The 20,985-nt window shown below is 67.0% G+C and carries 19 protein-coding genes and 2 riboswitches; of the genes, 4 read left to right on the top strand and 15 right to left on the bottom strand.

Annotation, left to right across the window (positions count from 1 at the left end; all coding sequences use genetic code 11):
* Genes coaD through AC6EKW_RS14070 form a run of 4 tightly spaced genes read right to left on the bottom strand, consistent with a single transcriptional unit; the run spans position 1 to position 5,567 of the window.
* Positions 1-1,056, bottom strand: a complete 1,056-nt coding sequence (gene coaD / locus AC6EKW_RS14085; protein ID WP_498514722.1) for a pantetheine-phosphate adenylyltransferase — start codon at positions 1,054-1,056, stop codon at positions 1-3.
* 2 nt (positions 1,057-1,058) lie between these two features.
* Complete coding sequence (gene recG / locus AC6EKW_RS14080) at positions 1,059-3,203, bottom strand: ATP-dependent DNA helicase RecG (protein ID WP_498514721.1); 2,145 nt, start codon at positions 3,201-3,203, stop codon at positions 1,059-1,061.
* Positions 3,184-3,996 carry a DegV family protein gene (locus AC6EKW_RS14075; RefSeq protein WP_498514720.1) on the bottom strand — a complete coding sequence of 271 codons (813 nt, stop codon included), beginning with the start codon at positions 3,994-3,996 and terminating at the stop codon, positions 3,184-3,186. Before AC6EKW_RS14075 ends, recG begins: the two co-directional genes overlap by 20 nt.
* A complete protein-coding gene (locus tag AC6EKW_RS14070; RefSeq protein ID WP_498514719.1) occupies positions 3,993-5,567 on the bottom strand; it encodes a DAK2 domain-containing protein in 1,575 nt (524 codons plus the stop codon). Before AC6EKW_RS14070 ends, AC6EKW_RS14075 begins: the two co-directional genes overlap by 4 nt.
* Before the next feature lie 158 nt (positions 5,568-5,725).
* On the opposite strand from AC6EKW_RS14070, the gene rpmB reads away from it, so the two are divergent.
* Positions 5,726-5,944 carry a 50S ribosomal protein L28 gene (rpmB, locus tag AC6EKW_RS14065; RefSeq protein ID WP_273846679.1) on the top strand — a complete coding sequence of 73 codons (219 nt, stop codon included), beginning with the start codon at positions 5,726-5,728 and terminating at the stop codon, positions 5,942-5,944.
* Positions 5,945-5,971: 27 nt separating this feature from the next.
* On the opposite strand, the gene ribH is transcribed toward rpmB, so the two are convergent.
* From ribH to cytX, 8 genes are all read right to left on the bottom strand, one after another.
* Positions 5,972-6,475 (bottom strand): 6,7-dimethyl-8-ribityllumazine synthase, encoded by a 504-nt coding sequence (gene ribH, locus AC6EKW_RS14060; RefSeq protein WP_498514718.1) that lies wholly within the window; start codon positions 6,473-6,475, stop codon positions 5,972-5,974.
* A 13-nt stretch (positions 6,476-6,488) separates the two neighbouring features.
* Positions 6,489-7,691 (bottom strand): bifunctional 3,4-dihydroxy-2-butanone-4-phosphate synthase/GTP cyclohydrolase II, encoded by a 1,203-nt coding sequence (locus tag AC6EKW_RS14055; protein WP_273889133.1) that lies wholly within the window; start codon positions 7,689-7,691, stop codon positions 6,489-6,491.
* Positions 7,692-7,693: 2 nt separating this feature from the next.
* Complete coding sequence (locus AC6EKW_RS14050; RefSeq protein WP_498514717.1) at positions 7,694-8,308, bottom strand: riboflavin synthase; 615 nt, start codon at positions 8,306-8,308, stop codon at positions 7,694-7,696.
* A gap of 13 nt (positions 8,309-8,321) precedes the next feature.
* Positions 8,322-9,407 (bottom strand): bifunctional diaminohydroxyphosphoribosylaminopyrimidine deaminase/5-amino-6-(5-phosphoribosylamino)uracil reductase RibD, encoded by a 1,086-nt coding sequence (gene ribD, locus AC6EKW_RS14045; protein ID WP_498514716.1) that lies wholly within the window; start codon positions 9,405-9,407, stop codon positions 8,322-8,324.
* Between the two features lie 19 nt (positions 9,408-9,426).
* A riboswitch (FMN riboswitch) is annotated at positions 9,427-9,575 on the bottom strand.
* A gap of 49 nt (positions 9,576-9,624) precedes the next feature.
* Positions 9,625-10,305 (bottom strand): ribulose-phosphate 3-epimerase, encoded by a 681-nt coding sequence (gene rpe, locus AC6EKW_RS14040; protein WP_498514715.1) that lies wholly within the window; start codon positions 10,303-10,305, stop codon positions 9,625-9,627.
* A gap of 76 nt (positions 10,306-10,381) precedes the next feature.
* On the bottom strand, positions 10,382-11,263 hold the full coding sequence (locus AC6EKW_RS14035; RefSeq protein WP_498514714.1) for a serine protease: 882 nt from the start codon (positions 11,261-11,263) through the stop codon (positions 10,382-10,384).
* A 127-nt stretch (positions 11,264-11,390) separates the two neighbouring features.
* A complete protein-coding gene (locus tag AC6EKW_RS14030; RefSeq protein ID WP_498514713.1) occupies positions 11,391-11,786 on the bottom strand; it encodes a type IV pilin protein in 396 nt (131 codons plus the stop codon).
* Positions 11,787-11,927: 141 nt separating this feature from the next.
* Complete coding sequence (gene cytX / locus AC6EKW_RS14025) at positions 11,928-13,229, bottom strand: putative hydroxymethylpyrimidine transporter CytX (protein ID WP_498514712.1); 1,302 nt, start codon at positions 13,227-13,229, stop codon at positions 11,928-11,930.
* Between the two features lie 49 nt (positions 13,230-13,278).
* A riboswitch (TPP riboswitch) is annotated at positions 13,279-13,399 on the bottom strand.
* A gap of 107 nt (positions 13,400-13,506) precedes the next feature.
* On the opposite strand from cytX, the gene AC6EKW_RS14020 reads away from it, so the two are divergent.
* Both AC6EKW_RS14020 and AC6EKW_RS14015 read left to right on the top strand, forming a co-directional pair.
* A complete protein-coding gene (locus AC6EKW_RS14020; RefSeq protein ID WP_498514711.1) occupies positions 13,507-14,844 on the top strand; it encodes an NAD(P)/FAD-dependent oxidoreductase in 1,338 nt (445 codons plus the stop codon).
* A 99-nt stretch (positions 14,845-14,943) separates the two neighbouring features.
* Positions 14,944-16,068 carry an AI-2E family transporter gene (locus tag AC6EKW_RS14015; protein WP_273889125.1) on the top strand — a complete coding sequence of 375 codons (1,125 nt, stop codon included), beginning with the start codon at positions 14,944-14,946 and terminating at the stop codon, positions 16,066-16,068.
* Between the two features lie 10 nt (positions 16,069-16,078).
* On the opposite strand, the gene speB is transcribed toward AC6EKW_RS14015, so the two are convergent.
* Genes speB through AC6EKW_RS14000 form a run of 3 tightly spaced genes read right to left on the bottom strand, consistent with a single transcriptional unit; the run spans position 16,079 to position 19,292 of the window.
* Positions 16,079-17,032: an agmatinase gene (gene speB / locus AC6EKW_RS14010; protein ID WP_498514710.1), complete on the bottom strand. Its 954-nt coding sequence runs from the start codon at positions 17,030-17,032 to the stop codon at positions 16,079-16,081.
* Positions 17,029-17,877 (bottom strand): nitrilase family protein, encoded by an 849-nt coding sequence (locus tag AC6EKW_RS14005; protein WP_498514709.1) that lies wholly within the window; start codon positions 17,875-17,877, stop codon positions 17,029-17,031. The genes speB and AC6EKW_RS14005 overlap by 4 nt, the downstream gene beginning before the upstream one ends.
* Positions 17,874-19,292, bottom strand: coding sequence for a purine-cytosine permease family protein (locus AC6EKW_RS14000; protein ID WP_498514708.1), 1,419 nt, complete (start codon positions 19,290-19,292; stop codon positions 17,874-17,876). The genes AC6EKW_RS14005 and AC6EKW_RS14000 overlap by 4 nt, the downstream gene beginning before the upstream one ends.
* A gap of 136 nt (positions 19,293-19,428) precedes the next feature.
* On the opposite strand from AC6EKW_RS14000, the gene AC6EKW_RS13995 reads away from it, so the two are divergent.
* A complete protein-coding gene (locus AC6EKW_RS13995) occupies positions 19,429-20,913 on the top strand; it encodes a PucR family transcriptional regulator (protein WP_498514707.1) in 1,485 nt (494 codons plus the stop codon).
* Positions 20,914-20,985 lie beyond the last annotated feature (72 nt).

Below are 20,985 nucleotides of genomic sequence, written 5' to 3'. Positions count from 1 at the left end.
CTACGAACCTGCCTCTTCTCCGCTTGACGCCGTCCGATCCCTCGAGTAGACCTCCCGGACGACATCCAGTATCTCATCCGGAACGAGCCCGCGCAGATCCCCTCCGAAAGCGGCTATCTCGCGCACCGCGCTCGAGGAGAGGAAGCTGTGCTCCGCCGCCGACATGATGAAGACCGTCTCCAGCTCCGGGTAAAGCGTGCGGTTGAGCTGGGCCTGCTCGAACTCGGACTCGAAGTCCGAGACGGCCCTGAGGCCCTTGACGATGACCCTGGCGCCGCGCTCCCGGGCAAACTCGACCAGAAGACCGTCCATGACCTCCACCGAGACGTTCTCGAGGTGCGAGGTGACCTTCTGCACCAGCCGGGCCCGCTCGGATGCCGGAAGCCGCGGCTGCTTGCGCAAATTCGCCCCCACGGCTATGACCACGTGATCGAAGATGCCCGCGGCCCGCCGGATCACGTCCAGGTGACCGGCCGTGACCGGATCGAAGCTGCCGGGGCAGATCGCCAGGTTCATCATCATCTCCCGCTCGTCCAAGATGGTCACCACCGTGCCGCCGTAGCGGCGCGTGTCTCCTCTCTTGAGCCTGCCCTCCCCCTGGGGCGCACCGCCCCGCTCGACGACGACTCTCCCGCCGGGTGCGAGCAGGGTGTGCAGACGGTTCAACAGGTTTTCTACTTCTGAAGTTGCGATTCTATATGGCGGATCGACGAAGATCAAATCGTAGGTGCGACCTTCGCGCGCGAGCCGCTCGACGGCCCGACCGACGTCCTCCCGCATGATCTCGGCTCGACTTTCGAGCCGGGTGCGCCGGAGGTTCTCCCGGATGGCAAAGACCGCCCGACGGTCGCGCTCGACGAAGGTGGCCCGGCCGCAACCGCGGCTCAGGGCTTCGATGCCGAGGGCACCCGTCCCGGCGTAGAGGTCGAGCACGTTCTCCCCCGAAAAGAACTGCCCCAGCACGCCGAAGAGGCTCTCGCGCACCCTGTCCGAGGTGGGGCGGACGCCGCGCGGGACGGGCCCGAGCACGATGCCCCCCGCTTCCCCGGCGATCACCCTCATGCCCTGAAGAGCCACTCGACGTTCTCGCCGAGGAGATCCTGGACCTCGCGCCGCAGGGGCCGGTGCTCGGGTCGGCGCAACGACGGATCGCGTGAGACGAGCTCGAACGCCGCCTTTCGGGCCTCGACGAGCACGTCCACGTCGCGCAGGAGCTTGGCGATCTTCAAATCCGGCATCCCGCTCTGGCGGCTGCCGAAGAGGGTACCCTCGCCCCGGATCGCCAGGTCGGCCTCCGAGAGCCTGAAGCCGTCCTGATGCTCGCAGAGGGCCTCGAGCCGCTCCCGCGCGGACTCGGTCTTCGGGTCGGCGATCAGGAAACACCTCGGCGGGTGCACCCCCCGGCAGACCCTCCCTCTGAGCTGGTGCAGCTGGGAGAGCCCGAAGCGCTCGGCCCCTTCGATGACGATCACGCTGGCGTTCGGCACGTCGACCCCGACCTCGACGACGCTGGTCGCCGCGAGCACCTCTATCTCCCCGGCACGGAACGCCGTCATGACCTCTCGCTTCTCCTCGGGGCGCATCCGGCCGTGGAGCATCCCGACCCTCCGCTCGGGGAAGATCTCCTGCGAGAGCTCCGCGTGGAGCTCCTCCACGGCGCGCACCTCCTCGAGAGCCTCGGACTCCTCGACGAGCGGGCAGATCACGAAGGCCTGCCTGCCGGCTTCGAGCTCGCCGCGCACCTCCTCGTAGACCGCGGGGCGCTCCGACCCCGAGGCCAGGACCGTCTCCACGGGCCTGCGCCCGGGCGGCAGCTCGTCTATCACCGAGACGTCGAGGTCCCCGTAGAGCGTGAGGGAGAGGGTGCGCGGGATGGGGGTCGCGGTCATCACCAGCGTGTCCGGTGAGACGCCCTTCTCCTGGAAGACGGTCCGCTGCGAGACGCCGAAGCGGTGCTGCTCGTCCACCACCACCAGCGAGAGGTCCCGGAACTCGACCTCCCTCTGGATCAGGGCGTGGGTCCCGATCACGATGTGGGCCCGACCGCTCCGCAGGTCCTCGAGCACCTCCCTGCGCTCCCGCGCGCCGAGCGAACCGGTCAGCAGCACCACCCTCACCGGGAGCCCGGTGAGCGCCGAGCCGATCGAGAGGAAGTGCTGCTCGGCCAGCACCTCGGTCGGGGCCATGAGCGCCCCCTGTCCGCCGGCTTCGACCGCGGAGAGCAGGGCCGCGACCGCGACCACCGTCTTGCCGCTCCCGACGTCCCCCTGCACGAGCCTCCGCATCGGCCGCTCCGCCCTCATGTCCGCGAGAACCTCCTCCACGACCCGCTCCTGCGCCCCGGTGAGCGGGAAGGGCAACCCGGAGAGAAATGGGTTCAGGAGGCTGCCGTCACCGGCGTGGGACCGCCCGATCTCGTCCCGCGCGAGACGCGCCTTGCGGACCGCGAGCCCCACCTGGATCAGGAAGAGCTCGTGGAAGACGAGCCGCCGCCGGGCCAGCTCGAGCCTCCGCCGGTCCTCCGGGAAGTGCACCTCCCAGATCGCATCGTGCAGGAGCGGAAGCCCGTGACGCGCCAGCACCTCCGCGGGCAAAGGATCCAGGATGTATCCCGCCTCACACAGCGCCCGGTGGACGAGCGTCCTGATCCTGCGCGTCTGCAATCCCCGACCGGCCGGATAGACCGGGACGAAACGCCCGGCGTGAGGGCTCTCGTCCTCAAGATCCTCCGCGATCTCCAGGCTTCTGGCCACGATCTGAAGCCCGTAGCGCCGCTGCACCTCCCCGGAGACGACAACCTGCGTCCCTTCGGCGAGCTGCCCCGCCAGCCAGTTCCGCCCCCACACCACGGCCGGTATGTACCCCGTCCCGTCGTAGAGCTGGGCGGAGAACCCCGGCGCCCTCCCACGCACCGGGCGTCCGAGCGGCCTCGTGCCCACGACCCTGGCGACCACCGTCGCCCGCTCCCCGACCTTCAGATCCCCGATGCGCTTGACGTTGGAGAGGTCTTCGTAACGCGAAGGGTAGTGGGAGACGAGATCCGCGAACGAACGGATGCCGAGCTCCCCGAGCGCGGCCTCTATCCGCTTCCCGACGCCGGGCAGTTCCCCGACCGGGCGGGATCTCAGCTCGGGCAGCGCCGTGCTGCGCAGGGAGACTTCCCTGACGCTCCGTCTCCCTGCTTCAGAGGTGGGCGACGCCATAGGTGCCGGGACCGACGTGGCACCCGACCACCCCTCCGATCTCGGCGACCGGCGCGTCGGGCACCCCGAGCTCCTCCATCAGCCGCCGGAGAGGTTCCGCGGCGTCAACGTGCCCGAAGAAGATGGGCCGGCCCTCCTCGACTACCGGGCGCATCCGTTCGACGATCGCCGCGAGCTGGCGCTTACGGCCCCGCGTACGTTTGTAAGGCGAGATCACACCGTCCTCGAGCACCAGCACGGGGCGGATGTCCAGCGTCGAGCCGAGCAGCCGCTGCGCCCGCCCGATCCTGCCGCTGCGCTCGAGGTACTCGAGCGTGCCGACGGCGAAGAGCGCCCGGCAGCGCCTTATCGCCTGCCGGACCGCACGCAGCACCTCCCCGAAGTCTCCACCCGAGTCTATGACCCTGAGCGCTTCCATCAGGATAAGCCCCGATCCGACCTCCGCGCTGCGGCTGTCCACGACCTCGATCTTCCTGTCCACCATCTCCGCCGCCGCGCGGGCGGACTCGTAGGTCCCGCTCAGCTCGCTGGAGATGGTGAGGACGAGCAGGTCGTCGTAGGCCGAGAGCTCCTCGTAGGCCTCGACGAAGGCCCCGGCCGAGGGCTGGGAGGTGGTCGGGAAGTCCTTCGAGGAGGCGAGCCGGGCGAAGAACTCCTCGTTGGTCATGTCCACCTTGTCGGTGAAGACCTCCTCGCCGAAGCGGAAGGTGAGCGGGACCACCCGCACGTCAGGCCGCCCCGCCACCTCCGGCAGCAGCGTGGTCGTCGAGTCCGTGACTATCCCCGTGGTCACTCGGCCACCATCTCCAGCGGGTACAACGGCTGTCCCCCCTCCCTCACCTCGACCTCGACCTCGCCGTCGAGCGCTTCGATCTTCGCGGCGATCTCCTCCACCTCCCCGGCACCGAGCCCTTCTCCGGCGAGCAGCGTGAGGAGCCCGGCTCCCTCCTCCACGAGGGTGCGGGCCACAGCGAGCGCCACCTCCTCCACGCTCCCCCCGACGCTGGCGAGCTCGCCGTCGAGGAAGGCCATGTACTGACCCTCGGAGATCCTGTTCCCTGCGACTTCTGCATCGCGCACGGCGCGCGTTATCTGCACCTGACGCATCGCCGAGAGAAGCTCGCGCATCTCCTCGACGACCTCCTCCGGCTCCTCCTCGGGGTCGAAGGCGACCATCGCGGCGAGCCCCGATGCCACCGTCGTGGTCGGGATGACGTGCAGTCGGGCCTCGACGAGCTCGCGCGCCTGCTCGGCGGCGGGGATCACGTTCTTGTTGTTGGGCAGCACGACGACCTCCCGCGCCCCGCTGCGCCGGACGGCGCGGGCGATCTCTTCGGCGCTCGGGTTCGCACCCTGCCCGCCCTCGACGACGATCGCCCCCATCGACTCGAAGAGCCGGCGGTTGCCCTCGCCCCGGCTCACGGCGACCACGCCGAGCCCGGCGGCGTTTTCCTCCGAACGCTCGCGGACCTGGGCCTCCATGTCGTCCACCTTCACCCCGGAGAGCCGCCCGAAGCGCCCCGCGTACGAGAGGGCCTCGCCGGGATCCTTGGTGTGCAGGTGAACCTTGACCACGTCCGCATCCGGCACGACGAGAACGCTGCGCCCGATCCGGTGGATGTGCTCCCGGAAGTCTTCCGCGTCACCCGTAAAGCCGGTGACGACGAACTCCGTACAGTACCCCCAGGCCTCCTCCTCGTGTCCGACGGACTCCAGGTCCGGGAACCCTTCCCCGGAGGTCTCCTCATCGAACTCCGGGCTCTCCCCCGCGAGCGCCGCCCGGATTCCCTCCAGGATGGTCGCCACCCCGAGCCCGCCGGCATCCACCACCCCGGCCCGACGCAGCGTCTCGAGCATCCCTTTGGTCCTGCCCACAGAAGCCAGCGCCTCCCGCACCGCCACCCCGGCGACGCGGGCCGGGTCCTGCTCCCCCGACTCCAGCGCCTCCCGGGCGGCCTGTGCGGCGTCCCTGATCACGGTGAGCATCGTCCCCTCCACCGGCTGCCGCACGGCGGAGTAGGCCCTCTCCGACGCCCCTTCCAGGGCGGCCACCAGAGAGGCCGCATCGAACCCTTCGGCCTTCTCGAGCGCCTCGCAGGCACCCCGCACCATCTGAGAGAGGATCACACCGGAGTTTCCCCGGGCTCCCATCAGAGCCGCCCGCGAGACGGCCCGGCTCGCCTCCTGAACCGTGGGATAGGTCTTTCCGGCGGTCTGCTGCACCACCGCGTCCAGGGTGAGCAGCATGTTCGTCCCGGTGTCCCCGTCCGGGACCGGGTACACGTTGAGCTCGTTTATCCGCCCGGCCCGAGACTTCAGAGCCTCGCGCGCCGCCGAGGCGACCGGATGAACTTCTACCGCCACGCGCCCCCCTCCGGCGAACGACCAATCATCTGTTTCGAACTCTCTGTCATGGCTGACGATTCTACTATTCTCCCCGACGGTCTGGTACAATCACTCTTCGCTGTCCGGAGGTTCCCGGCATCCCAGATCAGACGGCTAGTATATAAGAGGAGGACATCGTGGCGAAAGTCTGCTATTCGTGCGGCAAGGCTCCCGGCTACGGAAACGCGCGCAGCCACTCGCTGAAGGCGACCCGGAGGCGCTGGAATCCGAACCTGCAGAAGGTCCGCATCCGGGATGGCGCGGGGACGAAGAGGGTCTGGGTGTGCACCTCCTGCCTCAAGGCGTTCAAGGTGGACAAAGTGATCCCGGCCCCCCGCACGACGCAGAGCGCCTGACTCTCGGGGCGGCCGCACGAGAATACCTCACTCGGCGGCCTTCTCGAGCCCCCCGATACGCTCCAACAGGTTGGCCATCTCTATCGCCGTCTGGGCCGCTTCGAAACCTTTGTTCCCCATCTTGGTGCCGGCCCGCTCGATGGCCTGCTCGATCGTCTCGGTCGTGAGAACACCGAAGACGACGGGCAGATCGACCTCCAGCGCCACGCCCGAGATGCCCGAGGAAGCACCACCGGCCACGTACTCGAAGTGCGGCGTCGAGCCGCGGATGACGGCACCGAGGCAGATCACGGCGTCGTAGCGGCCGGAGCGGGCCATGCGCCGGGCGGCGAGTGGTATCTCGTAGGAGCCCGGCACCCACGCGACGTCCACCGCCGAAAGGTCGCCGCCGTGCCGCCGTATGGCGTCCAGCGCTCCTTCCAGAAGCTGCTTGACGACGAACTCGTTGAACCGGGATACCACGACGCCGAACGACAGCCCGGCGGCTTCGAGGCTGCCCTCCATGTAGTTCGGTGAACCTTCCACGTTCATCTCTTACGACCCCCTAGAACTGCTCCAGGATGTGGTGCATCTTCTCCCGTTTGGTCTTGAGGTAGCGCTCATTCTCTCCGTTGGCCCTCACCTCCAGCGGCACCCGCTCCAGGATCTCGAGCCCGAACCCCTCCAGATCGGCCATCTTGGCCGGGTTGTTGGTCATCAGACGCACGCTCGTTATCCCGAGGTCCTTCAGTATCTGAGCCCCAGCACCGTAGTCGCGCATGTCCGGCGCGAAACCCAGCTTCTCGTTGGCCTCGACGGTGTCGAGTCCCTTGTCCTGCAGCCTGTAGGCCTTCAGCTTGTTTATCAGTCCTATCCCCCTTCCCTCCTGGCTGAGGTAGAGGATCACACCCTCCCCCTCCTCCTGCACCCGGCGCATGGCGGCCTCGAGCTGCTCCCCGCAGTCACAGCGCAGAGAGTGCAGGGCGTCGCCGGTGAGGCACGAAGAGTGCATCCGGACCAGCACCCCGTCCTTCCCCTCCGGATGACCGGCGATGAGCGCCAGGTACGGCAGCCCGTCGAGCTCGCTCTCGTAGGCTCGCAGCCGAAACTCGCCGTAGGTGGTGGGCAGTCGGGTCTCGACTACGAAGCTCACCTGCATCTCGTGCGTCCGGCGGTACTCGGCTATCTGCTGGACGCTCACTATCTTCAACCCGTGTTCGGCCGCGAACCGCTCGAGATCGGGCATCCGGGCCATCGTCCCATCGTCTTTCATGATCTCGCAGATCACACCCGCGGGCTTCAGACCCGCCAGCCGGGCCAGGTCGACGGCGGCCTCGGTCTGTCCCCTGCGCACCAGCACTCCACCGGGGCGGGCCCTCAGGGGGAAGACGTGTCCCGGCGAGACTATGTCCGAAGGCCCGGCCTCGTCGGAGACGGCGACCCGGATGGTGTGCGCCCGGTCGGCGGCCGAGATGCCGGTCGTCACCCCCTCGCGTGCCTCTATCGAGACGGTGAAGCCCGTCTTCATGCGCGAGCGGTTGTCCTCGGTCATCATCGGCAGCTCGAGCCGGTCGACCATCTCCGGGCTCATCGGCAGGCAGATGAGCCCGCGGCCGTGGGTGGCCATGAAGGTGATCGCTTCAGGGGTCACCTTCTCGGCGGCCATCGTCAGGTCGCCTTCGTTCTCCCGGTCCTCGTCGTCGACGACGATGACCATCCTCCCCTCCCTTATGTCCTCGATCGCATCCTCGACCCTGCTCAAAGGCATCTCTAAATGCTCCTCTCGAAACCCTTCTCGAGATACGGTGCGAGCAGCCGCTCGACGTACTTCCCCATGACATCGGCCTCCAGGTTGACCTTCGTGCCGACCCCGATCTCGGAGAGGTCGGTCGCGGCCTTCGTCTGCGGCAGTATGGAGACCGAAAAAGACTCCTCGCCGACGGAGACGACGGTCAGGCTTATGCCGTCCACGCAGATGCTCCCCTTCTCGACCACGTAGCGCAGCACGCTCCCGGGAGCGGAGAATTCCCAGATCTCGGCCTCTCCTTCCGGCCGTATCGAGACGACCTCCCCGACGCCGTCCACGTGCCCCTGGACGATGTGGCCGCCGAGCCTCCCTCCGGCTTCGAGCGCGCGCTCCAGGTTTACCGCCCGCCCCTCGGAAAGATCCCCGAGCGCGGTGCGCCGGAGCGTCTCCGGCATCACGCCGAAGGCGAGCTCTTTTCCGCTCCTCTCTGCGACCGTCAGGCATACGCCGTTGACGGCGACGGAGTCACCGACCTCGACACCACCGGCGAGCCTCCCTGCCTCCACGACGAGCCGGGCGAGCCCTCCTCTCGAAAGCGCTACGACCCTGCCCTTCTCTTCCACCAACCCGGTAAACATACGAAAGTCCTCCTCACCTCTCACGCGGATAGAACGTCACCGCGACATCATCCCCGAGCCGCTCGACCTCCGAGACGGTGAAGGGCAGCGCGTGGGCCATCCCCGCGACCCCCAGCTCCCCCACCATCGGACGTCCGTCCGATCCTACGAGCTTCGGCGCGTAGAAAACGGTCATCTTGTTCACGAGCGAGCGCCGGACGAAGTGAGCGGCGGTCTCCCCACCCCCCTCGACCAGAACCCCCCGCACCCCGAGCCGCCCGAGCTCGTCGAGCACGAAGCCGGGATCGAAGATCCCGTCGACCAGCGGGGTTTCGATCACGCGTACGCCCCGCTCCTGCAGGGCGAGTGCCTTCCCGGAGGGTGCACCTTCAGCGGCGAAGACGATCAGGGGCGCCTCCCCGGCGCTCCGTACGAGAGCACTCTCCAGCGGTATCCTGAGCCGGGCGTCGAGCACGACGCGCCTCACGGCGGGCACCTCTCCGGGGACATCCCGCACCGTGAGCAGGGGATCGTCGGCGAGCACGGTTCCGATCCCGACGAGGACCGCTCCGGCTTCCGCGCGCAACAGGTGGGCGCGCCGGCGTGCCTCCGGGCCGGTCACCCACTTGCTGTCGCCGCCGGCGCAGGCGATCCTTCCGTCCAGGCTCGCCGCGAGCTTGAGGTGCACGAACGGACGCCCGGTGCGCTTGTACCAGAACCACTGCTCGTTCTGCCGCTCGAACTCCGGAGCAGCGTCCAGCACCTCTACGTCGACGCCCGCCTCGCGCAACAGACGCACGCTGCGGCCGTTCATCCGGGGGTTGGGGTCGATGTGGCCGATTACGACTTTTTTCACCCCGGCCTCGAGGATGAGCTCGGTGCAGGAGACCTCCGAGGAGCGGCTGCGGCAGTTGCAGGGCTCGAGCGTGACGTACAGCGTCGCGCCGCGGGCATCTTCCCCGGCCGCATCGAGGGCCACGGCCTCCGCGTGATGGCTGCCCGCGCGCTCGTGCCAGCCCTCTCCCACGATTCGGCCGTCGCGCACGACGACGCAGCCGACCAGGGGATTGGGTGCTACGGTGTAACGTCCGCGCTCCGCAAGGTCGCGGGCGCGCTGCATGTGGAGATCCAGCGTCGCAACATCCTTTCTCCCATCCGGACTCTCACCGTCGGCGCCGGACTCTCACCGGCTCCACCCCCGGGATTTCTCCGAGGGGTCGCGGGCTTTCCGGGAGAGGCTCCCGGATCACCGCCGGTGCGGGAATTCCACCCGCCCCCGAAAGTTTTGCTCGGCAAAGCTATACCACAGAGGCCCGCCCCCGGCAAGGAGAGCGCATCTAGCCGAAATAGGAAGCCGGGCGGGCCGCGGAGAGTATCTTCTTTATCTCCTCGGCCGGGTCTCCTCCGAAGACGGCCGACCCCGCCACCAGCACCTGCGCCCCGGCCTCGACCACCGCCGGGGCCGTCTCGGGAGATATCCCCCCGTCGACCTCGACGGGTAACCCGGTGATCTCGCGCACCCGCCTGACCTTGTCCACCATCTGAGGGATGAAACGCTGCCCCCCGAAGCCGGGGTTCACGGTCATCACCAGCACGTAGTCCATGTAAGGCATGGCCCACTCGAGGACCTCGGGAGGCGTGGTCGGGTTGATCGCGACCCCGGCCTCGCACCCGCCCTCCCGGATCTCTTCGAGCACGTGGTGCAGGTGGGTCACCGCTTCGTAGTGGACGGTGAGGCTGTTCACCCCGGCGTCGATGAAGGCAGGGATCAGGTTCTCCGGGTTCTCGACCATCAGGTGGACGTCCACCGGGAGCTCGATGGCCCGCACGAGCGAAGCGGCGACCACGGGACCGAAGGTGAGGTTGGGGACGAAGTGGTTGTCCATCGTGTCGAAGTGGACGAGCTCCGCTCCGCCCGCCTGAGCCTTCCTCACCTCGGCGGCGAGCTCCGCGAAGTCCGCGGAGAGTATGGAAGGGGCGCACACGACCTTCTTGCCGAGCTCCCTGTAGAACGCCAAGGGCAAACCTCCCGAGTTTTCGCGCACGACGCCCGAGAGATCATTCTACAGAACGCAGGATGGAGGCGTCCCGCCCCTACCTCGCCGCAGCCCGCACGATGAAAGATCTTATACCGGGGCTGTTGACCTCGGTGTAGACGCCGGGATAGTGGGCCCTGGCACACCCTATGCCGTAGCTGACGATCCCGACCTCGACCGGATCTCTGCCGGCTTTGAAGAGCGGCCCCCCGCTGTCCCCCTGACAGGCGTCTCTGCCCCTGCGCCCGGCGGCGACCATGAGCGTCGGGAAGAAGCGCGCCTGCGGACCCTCGTGAGCGTAGTCCCTCTTCGCGGCGGCGTCGGAGACCACGGGGACGGCGGCCGCGCGCATCCGGTCGGAGGGGGAACCGTTCTCTGAAGTCGTTCCCCAGCCCGCGACCGTGAGCAGCCGCCCCGGACGCTCCAGGTAGTTCTGCGCGGCGGTGGAGAGCCCAACCGGCTTTATCCCCCTCACCGGGCGGTCGAGCTTGAGGACGGCGACATCGTAGCGGTTGTCCCGTGCACCGTCGTAGTGCGGGTGCACGTAGGCGGCCACCGCACGCCGGATGACCCCCTGATGGCTCGTGATGACCGTCCTCCCGACGGCGAGCGTCACGCTGCGGGCGTCCACCACGCAGTGGGCGGCGGTGAGCACGCTATCCGGATCTATGAGGGTGCCGCCGCAGAGGGCCTCCCCTCCTCCCCTGACCCCGACCTGCAAGACCGCCATGAAAGGATATTTCCCGTTCGGCACGGGCTTGCCGCCCACGATCTGAGAACCGCTGCCACCGGCGTGGACGAGCGCCGGGTCGAAGGCAGGACCACGCTGGAGCGCGATGCGGTGGATCTGCGGGGCACCGCCCTCAACCTCCCGGGCGTGCGCGGGGTCCGCCGGCTGCAGCAGCGTCAGCACGGCTGCCAGTACAACCAGCAGAGACACCCACAGCGCACCCCTGAATGGTTCTGCCTGGTTCAATTAGATTCCTTTCTCTCTCCGGCCGGTGGCAGTGTACAAAAAGGCGCCCCGGAAGGGGCGCGAAACTTTCAGTTTATGCTACCGAATGAGTTCACGGACAGGTACCTTGCACCGGAGCCCCATCATCCTGGGTCATCTTCCAATCGACCCCACCGCCGCTAGAGTGAACACAGTATGTGTCGCCGGTACCATTACCATCGACTGGAGGATTGGAACCGTTGAAGCCATAGGGTCCCAACTGGGCAACCGGCACGTAAGATCCACCCTGGGTGTTTGCAACCTGCTCGGCTGATGCAGCTTCACGCACATTAGCCTCCGCTCGAGCAGATTCTGCCTTTGCTCTCTGCCCCAAAAACGTCGGGATCGCTATCGCGGCGAGTATCCCGATTATGATCACGACGACGAGGAGCTCGATGAGGGTGAAGCCGCGTTCGTCACGCCGGGCCTCCTTCATTTGCTCGAGCTTTTTCCCTATCCAGAGCAGCATCAACCATCTCCTTCCATACATCTTCCCGCCTGGTCTTCCCGCTCGATCGGTCCAGGTCTCGCTGCAACCGGTTTATCGGCCGGATAGAGAGAGGGCTTTAGGATTTTGCGAAAATTTTCGAAAAAATTTTCCCGCCAATCTTCATCCTCCCCGCACGCGCCGTCGGGAGCCACCCCGGGCGGACGAGAGCTGCGCGCCGGCGCGCAAGGCGAGGTAGAGCACCCCGGCGAGGGCGAACGAGGGGATCGAAGCTCCCAGCCCGGGGAGCTGGCGGGTGATGAACTGATAGGCGGCGACGCCCACAGCCCACGAGAACACGGCCATCCAGTCGAAGGCCGGTCCGCTCTTCTCGTAGACGGCATCCGCGTCGATCCTGCGGCGGCGCAGCAGGAAGTAGTCGGCGGTGACGACGCCGAAGAGCGGGGCGAAGACCGAGCCGAGCAGGAACAGGAAAGACTCGTAGCGCCCCATGGGAAGCACGGCCGCGGCGACGAAGGCCACCACGCCGAAGAGGACGACGAAAGCCCGCTGCGGTACGCGGGAGAAGATGTTCCCCGCCGAGACCGCGCAGGAGTAGAGGTCGGCGAAGGCGTTGTCCGTCTCGTCCACGAGCACCAGGATCAGGGCTGCGACCCCGATCGGGAGGGCGAGTATCGCCTGCGCGATGCCGCTCGTACCGAGCGCGAGCACGGCGAGCGCCCCGAGGGCGTAGAACCAGATGTTGGTGACGAAGAACCCGACGTAGGTGCCGAGCGCGGCACGACGGGCGCTGCGGGCGAAGCGGCTGTAGTCGGCGGCGAGCGGGAGCCACGAGAGCGGCATGGCCACGACGAGGTCTACCGCCTGCGGAAAGGTGAGGCCTCCCTTCCCCGGCTGAGAGAGCGCGCGTGAGAGGCCGTAGTGCGAGAGCAGGTAGTAGGTCAGGTATACGGTGGTCAGCAGAAGCAGCCATATACCCACCTTCTCCAGCCACACCCTCACCACCACCAGCGGCCCGCCGAGAGCGAAAGCCACGCAGACGAGCGTGAAGAACACCAGCCAGAACCAGTGCAGCGAGGTTCCGAGCAGACTGTGGGTGATGGCACCGGCCGCCCGGGTCATTATGATCAGCTCGAAGGCCGTCCAGCCGACGAGCTGCACGACGTTGACCACGGATGGCAGGTAGGATCCGGCGGAGCCGAGCGTCGGGCGCAGGGAGGCCATCGTCGGGAGACCGTGGTCCGCCCCCATCACGGTGGGGACCAGCAGGATCAGGTTCCCGATGACCGTCCCGGCCACGATGGCCGCGAGCGCGGCCCCGAACCCTAAAGCCGGCACGAGCAGGGTGCCGGCGACCATGACGAGGAGCCCGGCCCCGTAGCTGCCCCACAGAACGGTGTAGTCCCAGGCCCCGAGCGTACGCTCATCGGGGGGTACCGGACGCGGGTTGAAGGGCGCGCTCACGGCAGGAGCTCCAAGTCAGGATCGGGGAGAAGGCAAGAGCGTGGTGAGAAGCCGTTCATCTTTTCGTCCCTCCGTCGGCATTACCCGAATCAGGTTCAAAGGGTCGGCGCCACCGTAAGAGAACGGCGCCCTCTCAGCTTCCTCCGGCGGAAGCTCCCCTCGGGGGGTAGTGTACAGCAGGGCGCGGGCATCTTCTAGATAAAGCAGCGGCAACCTCATACAGGTAGACTCTTCTCTGGAAAACGGGTGGTTGCAAGCGAAGACGGAGGTAAGAGCGGTGAGGAAGAGGCTTCTGACGGCGGCCGCGCTCGGAGTCGCCGGTCTGTATGCGCGACGGCGCAGACCGGAGAGGCTCGGCGTCTCCTACCAGGAGGCGCGGCGCAAGGTGGTCATAGTCGGCGGCGGCTTCGGAGGTATCGCGGCCTTCGATCAGCTGGCGCAGAGCTTCGCCGGGAGCGACGAGCTCGGGGTACTGCTGCTCGACCGGGTGAACTACACGACCTTCTGGCCGATGGTTCCCTCGGCGATCTCCGGCAACGTCGAGGTCCGGCACATGGCCTACCCGCTCAGACGGCTGGTGATACCCCGCGGGGGCGAGTTCTTCCAGGGCGAGGTCGTGGGGGTGGATTTCGAGCGCAGGAAGGTCAGGACGGAGTTCGGGGAGTGCGACTACGACCACCTCATCCTGGCACCGGGGAGCCAGACGGCGTTCTTCGGGGCGAAGGGTGCGAAGGAGCACGCGATAGACCTCAAGGGCCTGCGGGAGGCGCTCGAGGTGCGCGGCAGGATCATAGACCGCTTCGAGGAAGCCGAGCGTTTGCGAGACAAGGCACCGCAGGGTCTCCTCACCTTCGTCTTCGTCGGCGGCGGACCGACCGGGGTCGAAGGGGTCGCCGACGCCCACGACCTCATCTTCGACGTACTCAAAGACGACTACCCAAACGTGGACTTCGATCGGGTGCGCCTCGTGCTCGTCAACGCCGGGGAGAGGATCCTAAAGGGAATAGACCCCTCGCTCGCCAACGCGGCCTCCCGCCGCCTCGCCGCCCAGAGAGTGGAGGTCATAAACAACACCAAGGTCGATGAGGTCTCCCCAAAGCACGTAAAGCTCTCCGACGGCAGGACGCTCCCGGCACACACCACCGTCTGGGCCGCCGGGATACAGCCGCCGCCGCTGGTCGAGGGCCTGGAGGTCGAAAAAGACAAGCGGGGAAGGATAATCGTCGACGAGTACATGCGGGTAAAAGACAGGCCCGGCGTCTACGCGGTCGGGGACTGCATAACGATCGACTACGACGGTCCCCCCGTCCCCGCGCTCGCCCAGTCGGCCGAGCAGGAGGGGAGGAGCGCCGCGTTGAACCTGGCCGCGGAGATCAGAGGCGAAGAACCCATCCCCTTCCGTTACCAGCATCTCGGGCAGCTCGTGGATCTCGGTGAGACCGGCGCACTCACCGACATACTCGGCGTCAGGGTGAGCGGGTTGCTCGGCGCTCTAATCTGGAAGGGAGTCTACCTCTACGAGCTAGGCTACAACCTCAACCGGGCGCAGGTGCTCTTCGACTGGACGGTGGACCTCTTCACCAGGCCGAATATCTCCAAGCTCTTCGTCGACTGAGCGGGATTCCAGCTTAGGAAAGGCACCGGACAGGAATACAATAGCCTCGCGGACACAGAACCGCCGGGCAAACCCCGGCACCGGGAGAAACGGAGGCAGATGAGCGAGGCCCCACCGGAGAGCGAGAGCCGGATGCAGCGGGACGGACGCGAGCCGGGCTGGTTTCGGCGCGGTGCTCCGCTGGCGGTGCCGGTGCTGGTCGCCGCGGCGCTGGTGGTGCTCTACGAGCTCATCCCGGTGATCGAGCTAATCGCGATCTCCGCGATCCTCGCGCTCATCCTGCGCTCTTTGGTGCTGCTTCTGGGCCGGTTCGGCATCCGCTCCTGGGCGGCCGTCCCGATCCTGCTCGGCCTGCTCACCGCGGTGGTGGCGTTCATCTGGCTCGTGATGCTCCCACACATCGCGCACGAGGTGGTGACGCTGGCCCGGCTGACGCCGGCCTACATAAGCTCGCTGGAGAATCTCTCGCACCAGCTCCATGCGCGGCTGGGCTTCTTCCCCAACCTCTCCAGCGACCTGAGCCACCTACAGAGATACCTGACGGGCCTCCTCGGCTCGGTGCCGACCTTGCTGGGGAAGGCGACGAACATGCTCATCGACACCATAGCGGTAGTGGTACTCTCCCTGTACATGGCGAACGATCCAGGATCACTCATCCGGGGGATAGCGCGCTTCGTCCCCGAGGGCAGACGGCACGAGTTCCACGACATAGTCACCAACCTGGAGGGAAGGCTGCGGGGATGGCTGATCGGCCTGCTACTCGCGATCGCGATCATCGGGACGGGAGCCGGCGTGGGGCTCTGGCTGCTCGGCATACCGCTGCCGCTCACCCTCGGCGTGCTCGCTGGGCTGCTCGAGATCATCCCGTACTTCGGACCGATACTCGGAGGGCTTCTTCCGGCGCTGCTCGCGCTGACCATCTCCCCCCTGAAGATGGTCCTGGTGATCCTTCTCTTCTTCGCGCTCAACCAGTTCGACAGCCACGTCGTCCAGCCGATCATCGTCGGACGAGAGGTCCGGCTGCACCCGGTCGCGGTGATCGTCTCGTTTCTGGCCTTCGGCAAGCTCCTCGGGCTCGTGGGGGTACTCCTCGCGATACCCGCCGCGGCGTTCATCGTAACGCTCGCGGACGAACTGATGCCGGGCGACGAAGCACGCGGGGAGGAGAGTCCGGAAGAGCTCGGACCCGAGCCTCCCTGCGTGCAGAAGGGGACGACAGGCTGAGAGCTTCGATCTACCTGGAGGAGTTCTTCTTAGCCAGGGCGATGAGCGCGAGGAACTCGTGGGCGACGTTGGCGGCGAGCAACGCCGTGATCTGGGCCGGGTCGTAGGCGGGGTAGACCTCGACGACGTCGAAGCCCGCGGGATCCACCCCGGCGAGCCCCCGCACGAGCTCCTGCGCCTCGCGGCTGGTGAATCCCCCGACCTCGGGCGTCCCGGTCCCGGGGGCGTAGGCGGGGTCGGCGAAGTCCACATCAAAAGAGACGTAGACCTTCGCATCCCCGACCCGCTCCCGGATGCGCTCTATGGTCCTGGGGATGCCGATCTCGCGCACCTCGTCGGTCGGGATGAGCTCGAAGCCGAGTTCCCTGGATGCCTCCCAGTCGGAGGCGTCGTACAGCGAGCCGCGCATCCCGACCTGAACAGACTTCTCCGGACGCAGCAGCCCTTCCTCGACGGCGCGTTTGAAGGGAGTGCCGTGGGTGTGTTTCATCCCGAAGTATGAGTCCCAGGTGTCCGGGTGGGAGTCGAACTGCACGAGGGCGAGCGGTCCGTGCACCGCGGCCGCGGCCCGCAGCTCGGGAAGGGCTATCGAGTGATCGCCCCCGAGCACGACGGGGATCACGCCCGCCCGGTGGATCGGTGCGAGCCCCTCCTCGATGAGGCGGTAGCTCTCCTCTATGTAGCCCGGGACCACCGCGACGTCGCCGTAGTCTATGACCGAGAGGTGATCGAAGAGGTCTATCCCGTGCGAGGGGTTGTACCTCCGCAGCAGGTGCGAGACCGAACGTATGCCTTCCGGGCCGAAGCGGGCCCCGGCCCGGAAGGTCGCCCCGGTGTCGAACGGTGCTCCGACCACTGCAGCGTCGGCGTTCTCGAGGTCCCTCGTGTTGGGCAGGCGCATGAAGGTCCTCACGTCCGAGAAACGCGGCGTCTCGAAGGAATTCGCCGGCTCGTAACGGGTCATCTAGCCTCCTGTCTCCTCTCTTCGTTCGTCTTCACCACGTCTCCGTAGAGCTCCGGGCGGCGGTCGGCGAACACGTCGTTGCGCTCCCCGATGCGCTTGTCGCGCGCCGCTTCGAGGTCGCAGCTGGCGCTGATGATACCCTCTCCCTCCCGCGGTCCGGCGAGCGGCCAGCCGTCCGGGTCGGCTATCACCGAGCCCTCGACCCACCGCACGCCCCGCTCGGGTCCCGCCCGGTCGCAGGCGGCGATGAAGATGCGGTTGGCCGCGGCGTTCGCCTGCACCCGCACGACTTCCATCGGACGCTCCCCTGCAGGCCGCGGGTAGAGCGGCCAGTTCGTGGGGGCGCACAGGATGTCGCAGCCGGCGAGGGCCACGATTCGGACCCACTCGGGGAACTCCAGGTCGTAGCAGATCACGACCCCGATCCTGCCGAAGTCCGTCTCGACCACCGGCGGCTCCTCGTCGCCGGGCTCGAAGAAGAGCGTCTCCTCGCCCCACAGGTGCGCCTTGCGGTAGACGGTCACCTCTCCCGAAGGATCGACCAGGACGGCGGTGTTGGAGATACGCCCGCCACGATCCTCGCACAGCCCGCCCACAACGACGGCCCCGCTCCTGCGGCTGAGGTCCATCCACCCCCGCACCGTGGGTCCGTCGAGCGGCTCGGCGAGGCGGTGCGCCTCGCCGAGATCGTGGAAGACGTAGCCGGAGTTGGAGAGCTCCGGGAGGACGACGATACCTGCTCCCTCGCGGGCGGCGCGCTCCGCCGCCTCCAGGACCCTCCCGCGGTTGCGCCCGACCTCCCCGACCGCGAGCGCCACCTGGCAGCATGCCACCCGGACGCTCAAGTCCTGCTCTCTTCGAGCATCTTGCGGCTCTCGGCTGCTGCAGAGGTCTCGCGGGTGAGGTCGAGACCGCGGCTGAGAGCGTAGTAGAGGATACCCGAGACCCCGAGCCCGACGACGAACGAGATGTCCGCCCCGCCGAGGGCCTTCGTGACGGGGCCGACGTAGAACGTCGTGTTGAAGAACGGGACCATCGCGATAAGCCCGGCGAAGTATGCAATGAGCCCACGCCAGGACCAGTCGTGGTAGATGCTGTTTCGGTGGTTGAAGAGCTCGGTTATCGCGTAGTGACCATGGCGCACGAAGTAGAAGTCGACCAGGTTGACCGCGGTCCAGGGCACCAGGAAGTAGAGCATGAGAAGGACGAAGTTGTTGAAGCTGTTCAGGTAGTTCTCCGGGATGGCCAGCGCCACCGCGAGCACCACCACCGAGAAAACGACTATCCCGATCACGCGCACCCGCAGCGTCGGCCTGACGGGCCTGAATCCATCGACCCCGCTCGCGCCGGTCAGCATCGCCCCGTAGGCGTTTACGGCCATGATCGTAACGAGCGCGACCGACCCCACGACCACCGCGAGCGTCCCGAAGCCGGGGAAGAGCCGGTTTCCGACCTCCTGCACGCTCGCGATCGCGTCCGGGTGCGGCAGCGAGGAGGCGAAGACCGCCCCGAGCGACATCAGCCACACCGCAGAACCCGCAGCCCCGGCATAGGTCCAGGAGATCACACCCGGCGCGGAGACGTCCTCGTAGAGGTAGCGTGAGTAGTCCGAGACGTAGATGGCGTAGGAGATCTGGTACCCCGCCGCCGCGGCGAACTGCACCAGGAAAGCGGTCCCGCTCCATCCGCCGCCGTGTCCGATCGAGCCCAGCGGCAGCGAGACCAACGCGTAGACGGTGAGTATCCCGAAGACCACGATGAGCACGTAGGTGAGCCACCGCTGCACCAACAGCAGAAGGTCATACCTGACTATCGCGATGGTCACGGCCACCGCGATCAAAAGCGGATACCACACGTAGCGGCTGAGCGAAAGCACCGTGTCCAGCCCCTGCGAGGCCAGGATGACATCGAAGACGTTGAAACCTATGTATACGAAGACGGCCGCAGCAAACGGGAACACGGCACCCCGGAGCCCGAACTGGGCGCGACTCTGGATCATCTGCGGCAAACCCATCCTGGGCCCCTGGTTGGCGTGGAACGCCATGAAGAACGTACCGAAGCACGAACCGAGCAGGACCGCGAGCACGGACCATCCGAGGCTCAAGCCCATCCCCGGCCCGATGAACCCGGTCACCATCGTCACCAGGACGAAATTGCCCGTGAACCAGAACGGCCCCTGGTACCAGACCTTCCCGTGCCGCTCGCTCTGCGGCACGTAGTCTATGGAACGCACCTCTATCTTCCCTGCTCTTTCCTCCATCTTTTCCCCTGACTCCCGATATCTCAGCTCACCGAAATCGTTCTCCGCCCGCAGTCTACTCCGAGAGAACTAGAAACAAAATGTACTTACCTACACATCCTTCCATAACCCGTTGTAGGAACCTACAATCACGGCCATGAAACGGGAGATAACGCTGCGGGACTTCGTCGAGGATCGCTCGCTCTCGCTCGAGGTGATAGTAGACGGCGGTCTCGAGAGGCCGGTGAGGTGGGTGCACGTGACCGAGCTCCTCGACCCGTCGCCGTACCTTCAGGGAGGAGAACTCATCCTGAGTGCCGGAGTGTGGAGGGAGCGGGGCGGGAGGGTGAAGGAATTCGTCGGGGCGCTGCAGCGAAGCGGGGTGGTGGCGCTCGGTTGGGGGCTGCTGGCTGAAGATGCCCGGGTGCCGGACGAGGTTGTGATGGCCTGTAGAAAGGCGCGCCTGCCGCTCATCTCGGTCCCGACGAAGACGCCGTTCATCGCTATCGAGCGGCGGTTCTTCGAGTACCTGCAGCGGCGCCGGGAGGCGGAACTCAGGCGCAGCCTGGCGTACAACGAAAGGCTCATACGTTCGATCTCCTCGCTTCCCGGGGGAGTACGCGGTGTGTTGAAGGTGCTTGGGGAAGAGCTCGGCTCCCGGGTGTGGCTGGAAAGACATGGGGAAGAGACCAGGAGCGAAAGAAACACCCCCGACAATGGGGTACCACGAGAGGAGACCACCAGGTTTCCAGTGATCTCCGGAGAGCGACCCGTAGCGAGGCTCGTCGTAGCTTCCTCGCCACGGAAGCTCGGGCCCCGGCAGCGGGCTGCGATCGGTCAGGCCATACCCCTCCTGGAATTCGTCCTGGCCCACGAGCAGGAGCTCCGGCAGGCCGAGCGGAGGCTCGCCGCCGAATTGGTCGAGGGGGTGCTCACAGGCCGCACCCGGTTCGCCGCCGGGCGGCTCAGGGCCTACGGGCTCGAACCGGAGGGACAGCTCGTGGGGCTCGTGGTCAGGAGCGGCACCCCGGAGGATGACGCCGGCCGGATACAACGGGCGCTCACCGCCCTGGGAGGAGAGGCGGTCGTCGCCGTCTGGAAGGGAGACGTAACGGCCATCTTCCAGCCCACGAGGGAGAAGCCGGACCTCGTCGAGGTCGGGAGAGAGGTGGCCCTGGCGCTCGGTTCCGGACGCGCCGTCGGGGTGGGAAGTCCTGCCGGAGGGGTGGACGGGCTCAGGCGCAGTCTGATCCAGGCGCGCCAGGCCGCGGAGCTCGCCCGCAGGGAACCGGGGAAGGGATACGTCGTGCACGATCGGGTCGAGTCACAGGCCCTGCTGCTCGCCCTGCAGGACCAGGACGTACTCGCCGCATTCCGCAACACCCTCCTCGGACCCATCATGGAGTACGACGCCAGGAGGGACACCCGGCTGCTCGAGACGCTCGAAGCCTTCATCTTCTCCGGAGGCCGGTGGGAGGAGACGGCCCGCAGACTCCACATCCACGTCAACACCCTGCGCCATCGCCTCTCCCGCTGCGAGGAGCTGACCGGAAGAGACCTCTCCACGATGGAGAGCCGCGTGGACTTCTATCTGGCCCTGCGCTCCCGCGCTCAGGCCAAGACCTCCTCAGGCGGGGTGTAGGCAAGGGAGTGCGCCTGCGCTACAGGCTCTGAGGTGAGATGACCTGCTGTGGTGGCAAGCCCTCTCCTCAAA

This window comes from Rubrobacter sp. M3-4 (assembly GCF_059772285.1).
This window is presented reverse-complemented; position numbering and strand designations above follow the sequence as displayed.

Coding starts and splice junctions, on each gene's coding strand:
- recG (WP_498514721.1), bottom strand. CDS start 3,203: ATGGCGTCGCCCACCTCTGAAGCAGGGAGACGGAGCGTCAGGGAAGTC.
- ribH (WP_498514718.1), bottom strand. CDS start 6,475: ATGAACGTGGAAGGTTCACCGAACTACATGGAGGGCAGCCTCGAAGCC.
- AC6EKW_RS14055 (WP_273889133.1), bottom strand. CDS start 7,691: ATGCCTTTGAGCAGGGTCGAGGATGCGATCGAGGACATAAGGGAGGGG.
- AC6EKW_RS14050 (WP_498514717.1), bottom strand. CDS start 8,308: ATGTTTACCGGGTTGGTGGAAGAGAAGGGCAGGGTCGTAGCGCTTTCG.
- ribD (WP_498514716.1), bottom strand. CDS start 9,407: ATGCAGCGCGCCCGCGACCTTGCGGAGCGCGGACGTTACACCGTAGCA.
- AC6EKW_RS14030 (WP_498514713.1), bottom strand. CDS start 11,786: ATGCTGCTCTGGATAGGGAAAAAGCTCGAGCAAATGAAGGAGGCCCGG.
- AC6EKW_RS14015 (WP_273889125.1), top strand. CDS start 14,944: ATGAGCGAGGCCCCACCGGAGAGCGAGAGCCGGATGCAGCGGGACGGA.
- speB (WP_498514710.1), bottom strand. CDS start 17,032: ATGACCCGTTACGAGCCGGCGAATTCCTTCGAGACGCCGCGTTTCTCG.
- AC6EKW_RS14000 (WP_498514708.1), bottom strand. CDS start 19,292: ATGGAGGAAAGAGCAGGGAAGATAGAGGTGCGTTCCATAGACTACGTG.
- AC6EKW_RS13995 (WP_498514707.1), top strand. CDS start 19,429: ATGAAACGGGAGATAACGCTGCGGGACTTCGTCGAGGATCGCTCGCTC.